The organism is Acetobacter sp. AN02 (assembly GCF_029759835.1).
GTDB lineage: Bacteria > Pseudomonadota > Alphaproteobacteria > Acetobacterales > Acetobacteraceae > Acetobacter.
The window spans coordinates 22,708-41,988 of the sequence record NZ_JAJJND010000011.1 but is presented as its reverse complement, the minus strand read 5'-3'; the positions used below and the strand labels follow the sequence as shown (position 1 = coordinate 41,988).

Genomic DNA, 19,281 nt, shown 5'->3' with positions numbered 1-19,281 from the left:
GTTCACACCCGCCCAGAAACTAAAAACAGCTGCCTGAATTCTCATTCAACGCCCCATTAAAAATGGGGAGATTACCCTACGATCTGACCGGCCTCCCGGGCATCGAGATCCCGGTAAAGCAGCGCCATAGGCCCCTGGAAATCATGAAAGGAAAAAACCACCAGACCGGCCAGCACACTGACAGCAACAGCAACCAGGGCAGCAAGACGCGGCAGTCCGAGGGACCGGAGGCTCTCAGCCATATTTCTCATACGATCTGAGCCTCCCGGCCGGGAACCGGATAATCACGCATTTTTCTAAAGTTCTTCCTGTAAAATCACCAGAGGAGGCACTTCTGCAGCCCGCCTCAGACTAATCCGATGACATTACCAGGCAGTTAAAAATGCGGGTGTCCCGCAAGGAAGATACGCTTCACAGAGAAAGCGGATCTCTCAGGTCGTGATAAGGCAGTTTCCCGATGCTGAAAAAACGGGAATACGCCGGATCACGCGCGAAAAACCGGCTCTCCGCCCATTTTTCCCGCATATACTGCGATTCTCCGAAAAACCGCGCCTCATGCATCTGCTGATCGTCGCTGCCCCGCGACAGGCTCTCATGATGCGTCGCAACAAACTCGTTGCACTGAATGATCTTCCAGTCCGCACTCCTCAGCTTCAGGCACAGATCGACATCATTATAGGCAACCCGCAGATTCTCCTCATCAAACCCGCCAACAGCCCGGAACGCCTCCGCACGGACCAGCATGCCTGCACCCGTCACAGCCGTCACCTCATGCGTCAGAATCGCATGACCGACATAGCCGCTCTGGTCCCCCGGCAGACCCTTATGAACATGAACCGCAATCGCCTCCGGACCGACCGCAACCCCCACATGCTGAACCCTGCCGTTGGGATAGAGATATTTCCCGCCCACAGCCGCCACCCTGTCACCGGCCTCCGCCTCCGACACGATCCGGCTGAGCCAGCTCTCATCCTCCACGAACAGATCATTATTCATAAAGAAGAAATAATCAGCGTCACTCTGCTCCGCAGCCCGGTTGTTCAGCCTTGAGAAATTGAACTCCTCCTCCGCACGCAGAACGCGCACGCGAGAATCCCTGCACGCAGACCGGAGCATGCTCTGCGTCGACGGCTCAACAGACCAGTTATCGACAAGGATAACCTCAAAATCCGGATAGTCCGTCAGGGTCAGCAGACGCCGCAGGCACTCCTGCGTCACCTCCGGCTGATCCCTGAACGGAATGATGACAGACACCTTCGGCTGACGCGTCCGGAGCCAGCGCACGGAATACAGCGTCATTCCCAGAACAGATCCGATCTCCGCAGGCTTCTTCCGCCGTTTCAGATGGTCCCTGACACAACTGACACCCGCCTCGACCGCATACTCCTTGTTCTCAATCGTCACGGCCGTCGAGTTCGGAGTCTTACGCCAGTGATAGAGAATTTCCGGAACGTGCAGAATCCCGGAAGCCGGAACGATCTCCGTCAGACGCAGCAGAAGATCATGATCCTGAGCCCCGTCATACTTCGTCCGCAGCTCACCGGCCTGCGCAAGCGTATCCGTCCGCACCATGGTCAGATGACAGACGTAATTGCACCCGAGAAGATAGCGATAGTCAAAATCAGGCTTCAGATTGGGCTCGGAAAAAATCCCGTCCGCATCAATCTTGTCCTCATCCGAATAAAGAACCCGGGCAGACGTCCCCTCAGCATGCTGAAGCATCGTCTCGATCGCCACATCCACCAGGAGATCGTCATGATCGAAAAAAGCAACCCAGTCGCCCCGGACCTCTTTCAGACCCGCATTCGTGGCACCGGAAATTCCTTTATTCCGACGCAGCGTAACAGCCCGTATCCGCCTGTCCGCCCTGCAATACTCAGAAATTTTTTCGGAAACCTCAGGTGATTTCGCACCGTCATCAACAATGATCAGCTCCCAGTTCTGCCATGTCTGTGCAAGAACCGACTCCACCGCCGCAACGAAATCCGACATCAGCGGCCTGTAAACCGGACATATAATGCTCACAAGCGGCGCTTTCCGGCGCCGTCCCGCCGCAGATGCCCGAAGCTCCCTGCGCTCTGCCACACGCACCCTGAGCTGCGCATAATACGCCCGCGCCCAGCGGTCATACCCGCCGAGATCATAACCCCTGGGACGCAGCAGCGAGTTCATCTGCGTCCTGAGCGTGGCAATTTCCCTGTAAAGCGCGTCCACCGTCTCCGAAAGCTGAACCAGAGCCTCTTCCGTCCGGTCATCGAGCATCGACACCGTCAGCGGACTGCCCTCCAGATCACGCCCCTCCGGCAGAACGGTCACACGAAGCTCCACCTCCCCGCTCCGCCGCAGATGACGCGGAATCGTCGCCTCGAACCCGCATTCCGGATCCCCGCCGACAACCCCCGCAACATCCCCGCGATAACGATCGGCCTTCGCCTGCATCAGGGGCGCATCGTCCATACTGATCAGAACCGTGCATCCCCCGGACAGCTCGCCCGTAAACGGATCACGCCGCTGCACCCAGCCCCGCAGACGCCCCCCGGCCACATCATCAAGACAGGAGATGAACTGATATCCCGAGTTCAGGCGGAACCTGCACTCCTCCCCCGCCTCACCCGGTTTTTCCGTAAACATGACCGGCAGAACGGAGCGGTCCGGCAGCCGGAACCCCAGAACATGCACCTGCCCGTCAATAAAGGCCTCAGGTATCAGAAAACGAAATCCCAGACGCCCGGACGACACCCCGAGCCTGTGCCGGATATCCTCACGCTCGACATCACAGGTCAGCGTCGCCACCTGCTGGTGATCAATCAGGACATGAATCTGAACCGGCCGCTCGGGAGCAGACAGATCACATACCCAGCCTCTGGCCTCGCAGCCATCGAGCGTGTGGAAAATCCCCGCATAACGGCTTTTCCGCTGTACCGGACTCAGAGCTTCAGACGCTGGCACCGTTTCTTCTCTCCCGAAAAACAACCGGTCATATTTTTTTCGGAAAAGACTTTAGCCGGAAATACTTAAAAGCCGGAACCCGACCTCAGTCACGACCGCAGATCTGCTCCAGAAATACCCGCATCTTACTGCGTGCTCGCGCGGACTCAGCCCCGAGACCGGTCAAAGCGGAAATCTGCAGCGGGTGCCGCAGCAGACTCCGCAACATCCCGCCCCACTGAACCCCCCCCTCGGGAGACAGCGCATACCGCGCCGCATCCGGCAGATCCCGCTCCGCCGGATCACACACAACCCGCAACACGGCAAAAGGCAGACCGGCCTTCTCAGCCGCCTGCGCCAGAATGCCGCTTTCCATATCAACAGCCCCACAGCCGCTGCGCGCCGCCAGATCCGCCTTCTCCACAGCCGTCATCACAACGGTATCACTGTGCAGCAGATCACCGGACCACACGCCCGGAACATCCGCCCCCAGGGACGCACGCAGCGACTCAGCACAGACATACACGCTCCCGCGTGCATGAACCCGGTGCGGAATGACAATCGTCCCGACCGGACAGGATGCATCCAGCCCTCCGGCGAGACCGAACGACACGAGAGAACGCACCCCCGAAAGGATCAGCCGCTCCGCCCCGCGAACCGCCCCCTCAGTGGTCGCCCCGCTGATCGCAACAGGAACATCAGGAAAAACACGCCGCAGAAGACGTGCCTCATCCTTCAGCCCGACAAGAAATCCAGCCCCGGAAAGAGCGGAGCCCGCCGGAGTACACGCAGGCAGATCAGAAACCAAAAGCCACCTGCCGTGTGTTGCTGCTCTCAAGATTCCGATACCGCGCCAGCGCCAGAAGCGGGAAAAACTGCCGGTATCCGTGATAGCGGAGATAGAAAACCTTCGGGAATCCCACGGCATTGAACGAGCGCTCATCCCACTCACCGTCTTCCTTCTGCCGGGCCATAAGCCAGGACATCCCACGCGCGACAGCTGGATCATCCCGACGCCCGGCCGCCATCAGGCCCAGCGTCGCCCAAGCCGTCTGGGACGGCAGGCTCTCCTTATACTGCCCCCCCGGCTCACCCTCATAGCTGGCGCAGTCCTCACCCCAGCCGCCATCCTCACGCTGAACCGACCGCAGCCACTCAACCGCACGGACAACCGCAGGATCATCCCGGGAAACACCCGCCGCATTGAACGCACACAGCACGGACCAGGTGCCATAAATATAGTTCGTTCCCCAGCGCCCGAACCAGGAACCGTCCTTCTCCTGATCCTTACGCAGATAGTCGATCGCCCGGGCAATCACATCCTCATCCCCGGGATTCTTCAGCTGGGCAAGGAAAGACACACACCGCGCCGTCACATCCGCAGTCGGCGGATCGAGCAGGGCCCCGTGATCCGCAAACGGAATATGGTTCAGGAGTTCCTTGTTATTGTCGATGTCAAACGCACCCCAACCGCCGCAGGAACTCTGCATCCCGATAATCCACCGCCGCGCACGCTCAATCGCCTCCGCATGCTCCGGATTCCCCTCGCGATGCAGCATCATCGCCACGACAGCCGTGTCATCCACATCCGGATAATGATCGTTGCGGTACTGGAAGGCCCAGCCGCCCGGCTCGACATCCGGCGCGTTGACGGCCCAGTCCCCCTTCACGTCAAGAACCTGACGCTCCTTCAGCCAGGCCGCCGCACGCTCCAGATCCGCCTTCGTCTTCTGCGGCTCGATCCCGTCCGGACCGGATGCCGCCTCCAGCATGGCATGAGCCGCCAGCCCCGTATCCCAGATCGGAGAGAAGCAGGGCTGGCAGTAAACCTCGTCATCCTTCACAACCAGCAGACCCTTGACGGCCTTCCACGCCGTCAAGGCCCGCGGATCGCTGTCCGGCACGCCAAGCACGCGATACATCATCACGACATTCGCCATCGCCGGATAAATCGCGCCAAGACCGTCAACACCGTTCAGCCGCGGCTCGATATAATCCACCGCCGCACGAAGCGCCTTTTCATGCACACGTCCCGGAACCAGCTTCAGCGCCGGACGCAGGCCCTTGTCCAGCCACGTGAACATCCGCCCCCAGACCGAACGATAAGGCCCCCTGATCCAGTCCCGGACCCGGTCCGGCGGCGTGACAAACAGCTCCTGCACATGAATCCCGCGCGGATTGATCGCCACAGGCTTCTTCGCCGCCAGCACAAGCAGGGGCGCAATCACCGCACGGGACCAGTAGGACATGTTCCAGATGGAAAAAAACGCCGAGCGCGGCAGAAGCATCAGTTCCACCGGCATGACAGGCATCGCACGCCAGGGAACCTCCCCGAACAGCGCAAGCTGAAACCGCGTGAACACGTTGGACCGCTCGGCCCCGCCATGCGCCAGAACCGCCTCACGCGCACGCCGCATATGCGGCGCATCCGGATCATCACCAATACATTTCAGAGCGTAATAGGCCTTGACCGTGGAAGACAGGCTGAACCCGCCGTCAGTATAAAGCGGCCAGCCCCCGTGATCAGCCTGCGTCCGGCGCAGATAGACCCCGATCCGGGCCTGAAGCGCATCGTCGATCCGGTCCAGATAATGCTCCAGAAGAACATACTCAGCCGGGATCGAGACATCCGCCTCAAGCTCGAACACCCAGTGCCCGTCCTCATTCTGCTTCCCGGCCAGCGCCGCATGCGCATTGCGGACCACACGGTCGAGATCCTCCCTTGCCGGAGCTTCTGTCGCAGCCTGTGCCTCAGACATCGTGTACGTCCCTGGTCCTTCTCTGATCTCTCATGATTGCGGTCACGCGCGCAGCCCGAGCACGCGAACAGCCTCCGCGCCGGACCTCATCGCACCTTCGATCGTGCAGGGCAAACCCGTGGCCGTCCAGTCTCCGGCCAGCGCCAGATTCCGCAGCCCGGTCCTCGCACCCGGCCGCCGCCGCTCCTGCTCCGACGTCGCCGCAAAAGTCGCACGCTTCTCCCGCACCAGACGCCTGGGCGGCATGCCCGGAGGCAGAGGCACCCGCAGATGCGGGTCCAGCGCCCGCCGCACCTCATCCCAGATGCGATCACCCAGCTCCTCCGGGTCGCGATGCGCATAGCGATTCGCGGCACTGACCGTCACGGAAACAATATCCCTGCGGACCCAGATCCACTCCGTAATCCCGCCGATCACGCCCATGAACCCGGCCTCACGCAGCGCTCCCACAGGCTCCGGAGCCCGCTCCAGCCGGTAATGCGCGTTAAAAATACTCTCAAACTCATCAGGCGCCTGAAACCGCGGCAGATGCGGCGTCAGAATATCCGTCGCGACCGGCGCCGTCACCGCAAGGATCACCGAATCCTCCGGCCCCGTCACGATCCTCTCTCCCCCGAACAGCAGAGCCGTCACAGATCCGTCAGTCACCTCAAGCCAGCTCAGGCGCGCGCCCGTCCGGACCTCCGCCTTCATGACCGACAGATGCGCCACAGCCGGATCAACAAGACTTTCGGACATTCCTTCCGCAGGATAACGCGGCAGACAGGCTGCCCCGCCCCGCGCCAGAGACTCCCGGATCACATTGCCCAGAAGCTGCGCACTCGCCGTGCACGACGGCGTATTCAGAGCCGATACGGAAAAAGGATCGAGCAGACGCCGGCTCAGCGCCCCTGGGATCAGGCACTCCTCAACCGTCGCCTCCGGACCCGCACGCAGCAGATTCCGCAGACTGAGAAGCTCCCCGATCCGCATCCCCGGCACACGACGCCCGCGGGACAGCACCCACAGCGGCAGAACCCCGCCCGAAAGCCGCAGCGTCCAGGACAGATCATCGGCAAGATCGGCAAACGGAAACACCGGCCGCTCCGGACCCGTCATGGTTCCCAGCGCACCGGTCAGCCCGAGATAGCGGAAAACCGCATCATTCGCGCTCAGAAGGAGATGATTGCCGTTATCGATCCGGCACCCCAGACGCCGGTCCTCATAAGACCGCGCCCGGCCGCCACAGGCCGGACCGGCCTCATACAGCGTCACGCGCTGCCCGCTGCCCGCAACCTCAACGGCGGCGGCCAGCCCGGCCATACCCCCGCCGATGATATGAACGTGACCCATCAGCCCAGAAACGTGCGGACCACGCCAAGCATCGTCTGCTCGCGCGAAACTTTCACGGGAATGAGCGGCATGTCCCAGCCCCGCTTCTCCAGCGCCAGAAGAACCGCCAGATACCGCCCGCCCATCAGACGCGCAGGCAGCATCGTCCGGCGAGAACACCGCCCCATGGCCTCAAACGCCCGGCGGAAATGATCCTTCGCACGGGTGGCCAGAATGGCGCTCACACCCGGCAGCCCTGCGGCAATGCAGATCTTCGACGGATCGGGATCAACGCTGAACCGCGCCAGAAGCGGCCCCGGAAGATAAAGCCGCCCGAGCTTCGCATCCGCCGCAATATCACGCAGAATATTCGTGATCTGCAGCGCGCGCCCCAGATGATACGCCACGATGTCCGCATCCGGCGAACTGTCTCCGAACACACGCACCGAAAGCCGCCCGACAGCCGACGCCACACGGTCACAGTACAGATCGAACGCCGCCTCATCCGGTGCCACGACCGGACCCGACGCATCCGTCTCCATCCCCTCGATCACCGCATCGAAATCCGCCTGACGCAGCCCGAAGGAACGGATCGCCGCATGCAGCACACGGTCGAGCGCATCCTGCGGCTGATCGTCATAAAGACGCGCAATCCGCGCCTTCCACTCCTGCAGCGCCGCAACAGGATCAGACACCCCGGCATCACCGTCCGCAATGTCATCCACCATCCGGCAGAAGGCATAAACCGCATACATGCCATACCGGCGCGACGGCTCCAGAACCTTCATCCCGGCCGCAAACGAGGTCCCCGCCTCGCGGACAATACGTCCGACAGCCGCAATATCCGCAGAATCACAGCCCGGAAGCGCCGGTTCATCACGATCCGCTCCCGCCCCGCGGGAAAGACAGCGATCCAGAACAGCCTGAAGCTTCACAAATACCTCTCCCCTGTCAGACACCACGGACAGCCGCACGAAGAGCCGACACAAACCCACGCACGAAATCCGCACGGCTGAGCGACACCCGCCCGGCCACCGGATCACCACGCCGCAGACGCGCGGCCAGCAGATGCGCCAGACGTACCACGGCCCCGCAATACATCCTCATCCGCCGGTCGCGGACCAGCGGAACCAGAGCAGACGCCTCCCGATTCAGATCATCAACCCGGTCCAGCATATCCGAAAAAACCCGCCGCAGACCGGCCGTCTCCGCAGACCCGCGCAGATCATCCACCGATGCGCCATGCGCCTTCAGCATATCCAGAGGCACATAACACCGGTCAAGACGCTCAAGATCGCCCCTGCAGTCCTGAATATGATTGAGAATCTGCAGCGACGTGCACAGCGCATCGGACGGACCGAAACTCCGCGCATCCTCCCCGTGCAGGATCAGCAGGAAACGCCCCACGGGATTCGCCGAATTCCGGCAATACCCGAGCAGATCGTCCCATGAGTCATAACGCACCTTACGCGCATCCTGCCGGAACGCGATCAGAAGATCCGTCGCAACTTCAAACGGCATCCCGCTGCGCAGAAAGGACTCCCGCAGCCGGACCGCAGACCGCGCATCCGCACGACCCGCCGGAGCCTCGAGCGCCCCGCGCAGCACCGCCTCCATCGCATCCAGACGCGCAACCTTCGCATCCGGCGTCAGACGCTCACTGTCCGAAATATCGTCGCTGGCCCGCGCGAAATCATAATACGCACTGACATCCGCACGCAGACGCCTTGTAAAGAGAACGGACCCGACCGGGAAATTCTCATCCCCCTCGCCCTTGCCCGTAGACACGTCCTCACGCCCCCACGGATCATCCCGCATGGCAGAATCCGTGCCCGGAACCGAAGAGGACACCGCCTGAGGCGAAACCCCTGATACAGAGGAAGAGAAAGACATGGCGGCGTGGTTTACACCCTGAAAACCATTCTGCCTACCTCGCCCGGCCCGGACGCAGCATTCCCGCCTCCCGGAACCAGTCCACCGCATCACGCACCGCATCGCGCGCCGGACGCGGCGCATAGCCAAACTCGCTGACCGCCCGGTCAGAGGAAAAGAACATCTTCTTCTTCGACATCGCCAGCATCTCACGGGTCACCCGCGGCTCAATGCCGAACTTCCTGGACAGAAACTCGGACGCTGTCGCAACAGGCCACAGCACGGACTGAGACAGACGGATCCCCGGCGCCTTCACCCCGGCAATCCCCGCAACCATCTCAAACAGATCGCCCAGAAGAATATTCTCACCGCCAAGAATATATTTCCGCCCGATCCGGCCCTTCTCCAGCGCCAGAAGATGCCCCTCAGCCACATCATCCACATGCACGACATTCAGGCCCGTATCGACAAAAGCCGGCATCCGCCCGCCCGCACAGTCGAGAATCATCTGCCCCGTCGGCGTCGGCCGGATGTCCCGCGGCCCGACCGGCGTGGACGGATTGACAATCACGGCCGGAAGCCCGCGATCACGCACCAGCGCAAGAACGGCCTGCTCCGCCCGGTATTTGGATTTCTTGTAAATACCAATCACCGAATGCTCATGAACCGGCGTCTCCTCCGAAGACACCGTCCCATCCCCGATCAGCCCCAGAGCCGCAACGGAAGAGCAGTACACGATCCGCTCGACCCCCGCCTCCTGCGCCGCAATCATCAGCTGCCGCGTGCCGTCCACATTGATCGCCATCATCGGCGCGGGATCAGGCACCCACAGACGATAATCCGCCGCCACATGAAAGACGTAACGGCACCCCTTCACAGCCCGCGCAAAACTGCCCGGACGCGACAGATCGCCCTCCACAAGCTCCGCATCCAGCCCGGCAAGATTCCGCCGGTCGCTGCCCTCGCGTACCATAAGACGCAGCGGAAACCCCCGCGCCGCCAGCCTGCGGGCCACGGCAGAGCCGACAAAACCGGTCGCGCCGGTAACAAGAACAGGTGCACTCAAGACAGACGGTCTCCCCGCAGCAGAACCCGGCCCGCAGAACTGTCGCCACGAAACCGTATCACGCCCCCATCTTCCACAGCCTCCCGCCTCGGGCAATCCCCCGGAGCAACTCCCCGAAGCAGTCCCCCGGCACAAACCTCCGGAGCCGACACCCGGATCAGGCAGAACCGGGCAGGACTGGTGAAACCCGGCACGGTCGTGTATGGGATCGCCTCATTCCCGCCCGGCGGCCTGACCCGCCGGTGCCTCCGTCACCTCCGGCCGGACGGACGGACCCCGGTTCTTCCGCAGGTCCCCGCGCCCCCGCCGCCACGGAACGCCAGATGCTACCTGAACCGCGCGGCACAGCCCTTCCAGTCAGCCGTATCTCATGAGATCCCTGACAATCCTTCTCGCCCTGCTCGGTATCGCAGGACTGACCGCCGTCGTCGCGTGGAGCGGATTTGGCTCCGTCCTCGCGGCCGTCAGCGGAATCGGACCCGGCGGCTTTCTGATCACCATCCTCTGTCAGCTCGTCGTCGACACCATTCTCGGCCTCGCCTGGCACGTCGCCTTCCCCGAAATCTCCTGGCTGCATCTCACCGGCGCCCGTATGGTGCGCGACGCCGCCGGAGCCTGCCTGCCCTTCTCACAGCTCGGCGGCATGGTCATCGGAACCCGCGCAACCTGCCGCCGCCCTTCTGCTGACGAGACAAAACCTGCCATCGATCTGACAGAAGCCACAACCCTGAACATCGTGGATATCACGACCGAGGTGATGGGGCAGATCGCCTTCATCATCCTCGCCGTCCTGCTCCTGATGTCACACACAACGGACCACCGGCTCGCAGGGCCGGTCGCCGCCGGAGCCGCAGTGCTCGCCCTCGGCGTCGCCGGATTCATCTGGACACAGCATCACGGCGGCTCGGCCGTCAGCCGCCTCGCACGCTTCTTCGGACGGCACATCGCCGGTCAGTGGAGCAGCGATATCGCAGACAGCGCCGGAGAAATACAGAACCGCCTCGAAGCCGCCTGGGCAAGAACACCCCGCATCGCCGCCGCCGCCGCCGTGCATCTCCTCGGCTGGATCGCCAGCGCCGCCGTGCTCCAGATCACCTGCATCCTGCTGCACGTCCATATCAGCTTCCCGCAGGCCGTCGCCATCGAAGGCGTCACCTGCGGAATCATGTCCGCCTCCTTCTTCGTTCCCGCCAGCCTCGGCGTCCAGGAAGGCGCCTACACACTGCTCGGAAGCCTGTTCGGCATCGAAACCGCAACCTGCGTCGCGCTCTCCCTCCTCCGCCGGGCCAGGGAGCTGAGCATCGGCATTCCCGTCCTCATCGGCTGGCAGATTCTCGAAATGCGCGCCCTCCGCAGGCAGAACACACGGACACAGACCGCACGCCCCGGACCGGCCCGCATCTCCCCCGCCGGAGAGCCGGATTACAGCCCCGCAGAACCCGACAGATCCCCGGAACAGGTGTCATGAGCACGGAACCCCTGTTCGACACCCTCACCGTCATCGGCCCCGGACTGATCGGCGCCTCCGTCCTGCACAGCGCCCGCAGAACCGGAACACTCGCCCGCAGACTGATCGCCGTGGACATCAACCCCGCTTTCCGCGAGCGCGTGGAGCAGCTCGGCATCGCCGATGAAGTCACGGCAGACGCCCGCGACGCCGCCAGCCGCTCCGACTGCGTCATGCTCAGCGTCCCCGTCGGCGCGATCGGCCCCGTCGCGGCAGAGATCCTGCCCGTCATGAAACCCGGCGCGATCCTGACCGACACGGGCTCGACAAAAGTCTCGGTCATCGACGCCGTCACCCCGGCACTGCGCCCCGATATCAGCTTCATCCCCGCACACCCGATGGCCGGAACGGAATATTCCGGACCGGATGCCGGTTTCGCCACCCTGTTCGAAAACCGCTGGTCCCTGCTCACCCCCCTGCCCGGAACCCCGGAGACGGATATCGGGAAAATCATCAGCCTGTGGGAACGCTGCGGCGCCCGCACACGCCTGATGACCCCGCAGCACCACGACAAGGTCTGCGCCATCGTCAGCCACCTGCCGCATCTGCTGGCCTTCACCATCTGCGGCACGGCCGACGATCTCGCGGACGAAACCCGCTCCGAGGTGCTGGATTTCGCCGCCTCCGGCTTCCGGGATTTCACACGTATCGCCGCATCGGACCCGACCATGTGGCGCGACATCTTCCTCTCGAACCGCGAGGCCGTGCTGGAAATGCTCGCCCGCTTCATGGAAGACGCCCAGGCCATGGCCCGCGCCATCCGCTGGAGCGACTCAGACTATATCGTGAACCGCATCGAACGCAGCCGGGCCATCCGCCGCAGCCTGATCGAAAACCGGCAGGTCTGACACAACAGACACAGCCCCTTATCCGCCCGGCCTTCCTGCCCTATACTGCACCGCAAAAACCCGGACATAACGCAGAAATCAGGACCACCGGACATGTGCGCCCAGACAGTTCAGCCGGATTACACCGCACTGCGGAACACCCCGGTCGCCACAGACCCGTTCCCGCATGTCGTCGTGGAACATTTCATCCGCCCTGACGATCTCAGAGCCCTGTTCGTCTCCATGCCGGATATCTCCGCCGGAGGCTCCTGGCCCCCCGAATCCCTCACGCTCAACCCGCTGGTCGCAGACCTCGTGGCGCAGCTCAGAGGCGAGACACTGCGGGACATCATCGCCGCAAAATTCAGCCTCGACCTGACAGACGCCCCCACCATGCTAACGATCCGCGGACGCACCCGGGAAAAGGACGGACGCATCCACCGGGATTCCATCTCCAAACGCGTCACCATCCTGCTCTATCTCAACCCGGAATCAGATGCCTTCAGCAGAAAGGAAGGCTGCCTCCGCCTGCTCCGAGGCCCGGACGATATCGAGGACTACGCCGCCGAAATCCCCCCCGTAAACGGAACGCTCCTGGTCTTTCCCAACAGCCCGGACACCTGGCACGGACACCGCCGCTATGTCGGCCCGCGCTATACGATCCAGCTCAACTACATGGCCACTGACGCGCGCGCGCGCCACGAAATGCGCCGCCACCACCTCTCGGCCCTCGCAAAACGCCTGCCATTCCTCAGATAAAACGCATCACGGATCAGGCAGCACCCGACAGGTCAGCCGCCCCCGGCCCGCAGCCGGTCAATCTCATCAACCCGCCGGATCACGGCCTCAACATCCACCGGACTGACCCAGGGCGCATAATGCGTCCGTGACTCCTGCCCGCTGTCAAACACATCCGACCAGTAAGACAGACCCGCCTGCATCGCCATCCGCACGAAACACGGATTGGTATAATGCGAAGGCAGCAGCTCATACACAAAACTGCCCGGACGACAGAACCCGATATTCGTCAGCCCCGCCCCGTGCAGCGCCACGACAAACTCCGCCCCCCGAAACAGCGCGATCTGCTGCGGAAGCGTCAGCGCCTCCGTCCGCACGGCCGCAAATCCGCGCCCCTCAAGCCGCGCAATCAGATCCCCCTCATTGCACAGGGCACGGTTTCCGCCGCCCCGCCGGTCAATATAAACCCGCCGCACATCTCCCGGCACAACCCCCGCCGCAAGCGTCTCCAGTGCCCCCTGCACCGTGCGCGATATCGCAAAATTCGCCTTGCCGCGGGTGTAGTCATAGTAATCAAGGAGCGGGAAATCATACTGAAACTCCCGCCCGGCAACAAAAGCCTCATCCGGGGAAACACCCAGCAGAGCCAGCGTATCCTCAACCATCGGAACCCGACGCGGCACAACCGGACGCCCCCGCTCCCCCGCCGGACGGCAGCTGTTCAGAGCCAGAGGCACCGCCCCGTGCATCAGCCAGTGGTAGTAATTCGCATCCCAGTGATCGAACCCGAGAACCGACAGCCCCGGAGGCCCCGCCCGCAGACGGGAGGGATCAGGCCGCAGCGCCGTAACAGCCTCCTCGGGCTGAAGATAGGACGTCTCACGCAGCGCCCGCCCCCGATGCATCTGCACCATCAGCTCCCGGTCCAGAACAACCCGCCGCAGACGCCACCGCCGCAGCTCCGCAGGCAGGCTGCGCCACGCAATATAGGGATTGCGCTCCGGTGCACTCAGCCCCGGCGGCGGAACCATCACCTCGGACACGCACTGCTCGATCAGCTCGGACTGAACCGCCACATCCCGCAAAAGCGGCGCATCACCCCGGACGCGACGCAGCAGAGCCGCAACGGAACGCAGCATCACGCCGGACCCGGAGCAGGCTCCTCCGCAACCTCAACCGTCCCGCCGACAACAGCCCCGCCGACCAGATCCCGCGCAAACTCCGTCGCGGAAAACGGACGCAGATCCTCCGCCTTCTCACCCACACCGACAGCATAAACCGGCAGACCGAACTGATCGGCCAGAGCCACGACAATCCCGCCCCGCGCAGACCCGTCCAGCTTCGTCACAATCAGACCCGAAACATTGACCATCTCACTGAAAACACGGACCTGCTCGATCGCGTTCTGCCCGGTCGTCGCATCCAGAACCAGAATGACCGAATGAGGCGCGGTCTCGTCAAACTTGCGCATCACACGGATGATCTTCGCAAGCTCCTCCATCAGCGCGCCCTTGTTGTGCAGACGCCCCGCCGTATCCACTAAAAGCAGATCAGCTCCCTCGGCCTTGCCGCGCCTGAGGCCCTCAAAGGCCAGACCCGCCGCATCCCCGCCGGGCTTGCCGGTCACGACCGGAGCACCGGTCCGCTCACCCCATATCTGAAGCTGCTCGACAGCCGCGGCACGGAACGTATCCCCGGCCACCATAATGACCTTGCGTCCCTGCTCGCCGAAAAACCGCGCAAGCTTGCCAATAGAGGTCGTCTTGCCCGTCCCGTTCACGCCAACCATCAGGACAACATGCGGCTTTAACGCCGGATCAGGCTCAAACGGAACCGCAACCGGCTCCAGAACCCGCGCGATCTCCGTCGCCAGAGCCTCGCGGATCTCCTCATCCGTCACTTCCGTCCCGAACCGCGTGCTGCGGAACCGCGTGATCACGCGCTCCGCCAGAGCCGGACCGAGATCAGCCGAGATCAGATGATCCTCCAGCTCCTCCAGAGCCGCATCATCCAGCTTCCGCCCGCCGGTAAACACCGCCCCCAGCTTCTGGGAAGACCGCGCCAGACCCTGTTTCAGACGGGAAAAAAATCCGAGTGCCATCGCCGCTATACCCTCTCCGCTGTCAGACCGCCCGCATCAGCCGAAACCGCACGCATCCGCACGATCCGGCCCGCCTCCGCAACGCCGCCCTCCGGCAGACGCACGGGCGCAAATGTCTCCGAATGACCGGACACGGACGTCTCCATCAGAACATCCATCTCCCGCCCGACAAGCGTCTCATAATACCCCCGCGCCGCCACATCTCCCGCCTGACGCAGACACGCCGCACGCCGCTTTCGCTCTGCAACGGGAACGGCCGGCATCCGCGCCGCAGGTGTCCCCGGACGCACGCTGTACGGAAACACATGAAGATAGGGCAGCCGCATCTCCGTCACGAAATCCAGCGTCTCGGAAAACAGGCCGTCATCCTCGGTCGGAAATCCCGCAATCACATCCGCACCGATCCCGATGTCAGAACGCAGACCCCGCGCCCGCAGGATCACGTCACGCGCATCGGATGTCAGATGACGCCGCTTCATCCGCTTGAGAATCATATCCGATCCCGCCTGCAGGGAAAGATGCAGATACGGCATGAAACGCGGCTCGCTCTCCAGAAGCCGCCAGATATCCTCATCGATCTCCACAGGATCGACCGACGACAGACGCAGACGCTCCAGATCAGGAACCAGAGCCAGAAGCCTGCGGCACAGCTGACCCAGACGCGGCTCTCCCGGCAGATCACTCCCCCAGGACGTGATATCCACTCCGGTCAGGACAATCTCGCGATACCCCCCCGCAAGCAGCGTCCGGACCTGCTCGACAACCGCCCCGACCGGCACCGAACGCGACGGACCGCGGCCAAACGGAATGATGCAGAACGTGCAGCGGTGATCACAGCCCTGCTGCACCTGAACAAACGCCCGCGTGCGCCCGGCAAACTCCGTCACAAGCTGCGGAACCGTCTCCCGCGCCGCCATGATGTCCGACACGGCATCGCCCGAACCCAGAGCCGAAGCCGTCCAGCTCTCCGCCCTCAGCTTGTCCTCATTGCCCACAACCCGCACCACACCCGGCAGCGCCCCCCAGCGGTCCGGATCGATCTGGGCCGCGCAGCCGGTCACGACAATCCGCGCCTCCGGACGCTCCCGATGCGCCCGGCGGATGGCCTGACGCGCCTGACGCTCCGCCTCCCCCGTCACCGCACAGGTGTTGACGATGATCACATTCTCCAGACCCGCCGCATGCCCGCGCATCACCTCACTCTCATAGGTATTGAGCCTGCAGCCGAATGTCATGATGTCAGGCTTCGTCATTGCGGATAATCCGCGGATTCAGCCTCACCGGTAAACGAAAGCGCCACGGGACCGGTCATCCGGACACGCCCGTCCTCCCCCCAGTCAATCACCATCTCTCCGCCATCCGCCACAACACGCATCCGCCGCGTCCCCAGACCACGCCGCGCCGCATTAACCACAGCCGCACAGGCCCCGGACCCGCAGGCCAGCGTAAACCCGGCCCCGCGCTCCCAGACCCGCAGACGCATCAGATCAGGCGCAAGAATCCGCGCAAATCCGATATTCGCCCGCTCCGGAAACAGAGGATCACTCTCCAGAGCCGCACCGGACGCCGCATCGGGCAGATCCTCAGACAGATCATCGACAAAAAACGTCGCATGCGGATTACCCATCGACAAAGCCGCCGGGCCGCCCGGAAGCGGCAGACACAGCGTGTCCGCCTCCCGCGACAGAGGCACCCCGTGCCACGACAGATCAGGCACCCCCATATCCACCGTCACCGAATCCCGGCTCTCGACAACCGCCGCCAGCAGACCCGCCCGCGTCCGCAGAACCACCTCGCGCAGACCCGTCTCGCACGCAATCAGCCAGGCAACGCAGCGCGACGCATTGCCGCACGCCCCGGCCTCACTGCCATCAGGATTGAAAAACCGGACATGAACATGATGATCCGGACCGGACGGCGCACCAAGCACGACAAGCTGATCACAGCCGATCCCGCGCCGCCGGTCCGCCAGAGCCGTGATCCTAGACACGGACAGCCCCGCAGACGAGACACGCTCGTCCACGATGACAAAGTCATTCCCCAGACCGTTCATCTTGTGAAAAGCAATACGCATAAGAGCTGCGTATATAGGAGATGTTGCAGCCGGAAGCGAGAAAAGGTTGATCAGCCCCTGGCGGACTGTGACCGGAAAAGCATATTGCCAGCAAACTCGCAGGCATTAAAATCATTCCGGGTCTGGCAGCATTGCATTCCATGCTCACATTGAAATACTTCGTCACTAATCAGACAAAAACCTTTCCCTGCTCCGAAAGTCCGTCCGCCTATGCCTTTTTCCATCTCCGCACGCCAGGGCGCCAGAAGCCTCACAGCCCTGGGCTCCTGCCTGCTGTCCGGCACAGTCCTCATGGCGCATCCCGCCCGCGCGGATGACGAGACGGATTCGCTGGAAGTGATGGAACGCCAGATCGCTCACATTCAGGAAGAACAGGCAAAGCTTACGAAAGCCCTCGTCGGCATGCAGAAGCAGCTGGCCGTCCGCAGAGCAAAAGCAGCAAGCGGACACCACGGAGACGCCCTCACCCCGTCACATCGCAGACAGATCGAGGCCCGCACCCGCAGCCATGGTGAGGAGCCGGAGCTCATGACCGCGGACGCCGAACCCGGAACACCGGGCCACCGCGTCTCATCAGAGCCCGAACCCGAACCCTCCTTCCGCGACGTGCCGGAAAAAGACCTCGTCATCGGCCACAGAGCCGAAGACATCATCGCGCATATGGCCGAAAACCAGGTCGGCCCCCACGCGCGCGAAACCGTGGGCGCACAGCTCAGCGGCGCGGTCGGCGATCACGGCGTGTTCCACCTCGGACCCGTCACCATCGCCCTGGGCGGCTTCATCGATGCCTCGGCAGTCTATCAGAACCGGCAGACCGCAACCGGCACATTCAACTACTGGAGCGCCCTGCCGCTCAAAAACAGCCCGCACTACCACACCCACAGCTTCGAAGGCGGCGCGCGCTACAGCCGCATCTCGCTTATGGCGCGCGGAAACATCGACAAGGTTTCCACCGTCTCCGGCTTCTTCGAAATGGACTTCGGAGCCGGTGCCGCCACCACCGACGCCTATGAAAGCAACAGCTACGCCTTCCGTCTCCGCCAGGCCTATATGGCCTACGACAACAGCGAGCTGAACTTCCACTTCCTCGCCGGACAGGCTTGGAGCATGCTGACGCCAAACCGCATCGGCATCACGCCCCGTCAGGAAAGCCTGCCGGAAACCATCGAATCCTCCATGCTCGCCGGACAGACCTGGGCCCGCCAGTGGCAGATCCGCATGGTCAAGGACTTCTTCAAACACCGGCTGTGGCTCGGACTGTCGATCGAAAACCCGCAGACGCTTTACGACACCACGGGCTTCTCAACATATAACGGCAATGATGGGCAGTTCGTCCTCCCCGGCGGGCGAGTCGCAACCATCGGAAAAGACGGAACGGGCCTGACCAACAACGCCCTCTTCTCCAGCGAAGCCGCCCCCGACGTCATCGGAAAAATCGCCTGGGACCCGAAATGGGGCCATTACGAACTCGAAGGCATCCTCCACTTCCCGCATGACCGCGTCTCCTGGACCGGAGGCGGCAACAGCCACACCGTCGTGGCCGGCGGCGGCGGCGGATCCGCCGTCCTGCCCCTCGTCCCGCATCTGCTGGAAATGCGCCTCGCCGGCCTGGTCGGAACCGGGATCGGACGCTACGGATCGGTCATGCTGCCCGACGCCGCCATCGGCCGGAACGGACAACCCGTGCCCGTCCTCTCCGTACAGGCCACCGCAGGGCTGATCGCACACCCGACCTCAGCCTTCGATGTCTACGGATATTTCGGAACCCAGCGCGCAGGACGCCGCTACTTCTCACAGAACGGATCAGACTACGGCTACGGCAACCCGATGTACAACAACACGGGCTGTAATATCGAGCTGTCCTCCCTGCCCTGCGCCGCCAATACACGCGCCGTCACGGAAGCCACAGCAGGCGCATGGTGGCGCTTCCTCAAAGGCAAATATGGCACCGCAGAAGTCGGCGTGCAGCTCGCATGGTCCCGCCGCGACACCTGGGAAGCCGTCGGCGGACACCCCTCCGCCGATGTCAGCCAGCTCTTCCTCGACTTCCGCTACCTGCCATTCCAGTAATCTCCGGCCACGGCCTCGAAAGGAAGAT

The 19,281-nt window shown here is 63.0% G+C and carries 16 protein-coding genes; 4 read left to right on the top strand and 12 right to left on the bottom strand.

Annotated features, from left to right (window positions below):
• Positions 1-71: 71 nt before the first annotated feature.
• The 8 genes from LOC54_RS02585 to hpnA all read right to left on the bottom strand — a co-directional run bounded on the left by LOC54_RS02585 (position 72) and on the right by hpnA (position 9,936).
• On the bottom strand, positions 72-242 hold the full coding sequence (locus tag LOC54_RS02585; RefSeq protein ID WP_279312257.1) for a hypothetical protein: 171 nt from the start codon (positions 240-242) through the stop codon (positions 72-74).
• A gap of 169 nt (positions 243-411) precedes the next feature.
• Complete coding sequence (locus tag LOC54_RS02580) at positions 412-2,949, bottom strand: glycosyltransferase family 2 protein (protein WP_279312256.1); 2,538 nt, start codon at positions 2,947-2,949, stop codon at positions 412-414.
• A gap of 85 nt (positions 2,950-3,034) precedes the next feature.
• Positions 3,035-3,736 carry a hypothetical protein gene (locus LOC54_RS02575; RefSeq protein WP_279312255.1) on the bottom strand — a complete coding sequence of 234 codons (702 nt, stop codon included), beginning with the start codon at positions 3,734-3,736 and terminating at the stop codon, positions 3,035-3,037.
• Positions 3,726-5,687 (bottom strand): squalene--hopene cyclase, encoded by a 1,962-nt coding sequence (gene shc / locus LOC54_RS02570; protein WP_279312254.1) that lies wholly within the window; start codon positions 5,685-5,687, stop codon positions 3,726-3,728. The genes LOC54_RS02575 and shc overlap by 11 nt, the downstream gene beginning before the upstream one ends.
• 42 nt (positions 5,688-5,729) lie before the next feature.
• Complete coding sequence (gene hpnE, locus LOC54_RS02565) at positions 5,730-7,022, bottom strand: hydroxysqualene dehydroxylase HpnE (protein ID WP_279312263.1); 1,293 nt, start codon at positions 7,020-7,022, stop codon at positions 5,730-5,732.
• Positions 7,019-7,933 (bottom strand): presqualene diphosphate synthase HpnD, encoded by a 915-nt coding sequence (gene hpnD, locus LOC54_RS02560; RefSeq protein WP_408740278.1) that lies wholly within the window; start codon positions 7,931-7,933, stop codon positions 7,019-7,021. Before hpnD ends, hpnE begins: the two co-directional genes overlap by 4 nt.
• 16 nt (positions 7,934-7,949) lie before the next feature.
• A complete protein-coding gene (gene hpnC / locus LOC54_RS02555) occupies positions 7,950-8,816 on the bottom strand; it encodes a squalene synthase HpnC (protein ID WP_279312253.1) in 867 nt (288 codons plus the stop codon).
• 109 nt (positions 8,817-8,925) lie between these two features.
• On the bottom strand, positions 8,926-9,936 hold the full coding sequence (hpnA, locus tag LOC54_RS02550; RefSeq protein ID WP_279312252.1) for a hopanoid-associated sugar epimerase: 1,011 nt from the start codon (positions 9,934-9,936) through the stop codon (positions 8,926-8,928).
• A 370-nt stretch (positions 9,937-10,306) separates the two neighbouring features.
• Here hpnA and LOC54_RS02545 point away from each other — a divergent pair, with 370 nt between their 5' ends.
• From LOC54_RS02545 to LOC54_RS02535, 3 genes are all read left to right on the top strand, one after another.
• Entirely contained in the window at positions 10,307-11,404 is a 1,098-nt protein-coding gene (locus tag LOC54_RS02545; protein ID WP_279312251.1) for a lysylphosphatidylglycerol synthase domain-containing protein, read from the top strand.
• On the top strand, positions 11,401-12,291 hold the full coding sequence (locus LOC54_RS02540) for a prephenate dehydrogenase/arogenate dehydrogenase family protein (protein ID WP_279312250.1): 891 nt from the start codon (positions 11,401-11,403) through the stop codon (positions 12,289-12,291). Before LOC54_RS02545 ends, LOC54_RS02540 begins: the two co-directional genes overlap by 4 nt.
• Before the next feature lie 93 nt (positions 12,292-12,384).
• Positions 12,385-13,029 carry a 2OG-Fe(II) oxygenase gene (locus LOC54_RS02535; RefSeq protein WP_279312249.1) on the top strand — a complete coding sequence of 215 codons (645 nt, stop codon included), beginning with the start codon at positions 12,385-12,387 and terminating at the stop codon, positions 13,027-13,029.
• Between the two features lie 32 nt (positions 13,030-13,061).
• On the opposite strand, the gene LOC54_RS02530 is transcribed toward LOC54_RS02535, so the two are convergent.
• Genes LOC54_RS02530 through dapF form a run of 4 tightly spaced genes read right to left on the bottom strand, consistent with a single transcriptional unit; the run spans position 13,062 to position 17,183 of the window.
• Entirely contained in the window at positions 13,062-14,147 is a 1,086-nt protein-coding gene (locus LOC54_RS02530) for a glycosyltransferase family 61 protein (protein ID WP_279312248.1), read from the bottom strand.
• Positions 14,147-15,109, bottom strand: coding sequence for a signal recognition particle-docking protein FtsY (ftsY, locus tag LOC54_RS02525; protein ID WP_279312247.1), 963 nt, complete (start codon positions 15,107-15,109; stop codon positions 14,147-14,149). Before ftsY ends, LOC54_RS02530 begins: the two co-directional genes overlap by 1 nt.
• Before the next feature lie 5 nt (positions 15,110-15,114).
• Positions 15,115-16,362, bottom strand: coding sequence for a tRNA (N(6)-L-threonylcarbamoyladenosine(37)-C(2))-methylthiotransferase MtaB (mtaB, locus tag LOC54_RS02520; RefSeq protein WP_279312246.1), 1,248 nt, complete (start codon positions 16,360-16,362; stop codon positions 15,115-15,117).
• Entirely contained in the window at positions 16,359-17,183 is an 825-nt protein-coding gene (gene dapF / locus LOC54_RS02515; RefSeq protein WP_279312245.1) for a diaminopimelate epimerase, read from the bottom strand. The genes mtaB and dapF overlap by 4 nt, the downstream gene beginning before the upstream one ends.
• Before the next feature lie 210 nt (positions 17,184-17,393).
• Between dapF and LOC54_RS02510 the strand changes: the two genes are divergently transcribed.
• Positions 17,394-19,253, top strand: coding sequence for a hypothetical protein (locus LOC54_RS02510; RefSeq protein ID WP_279312244.1), 1,860 nt, complete (start codon positions 17,394-17,396; stop codon positions 19,251-19,253).
• Positions 19,254-19,281 lie beyond the last annotated feature (28 nt).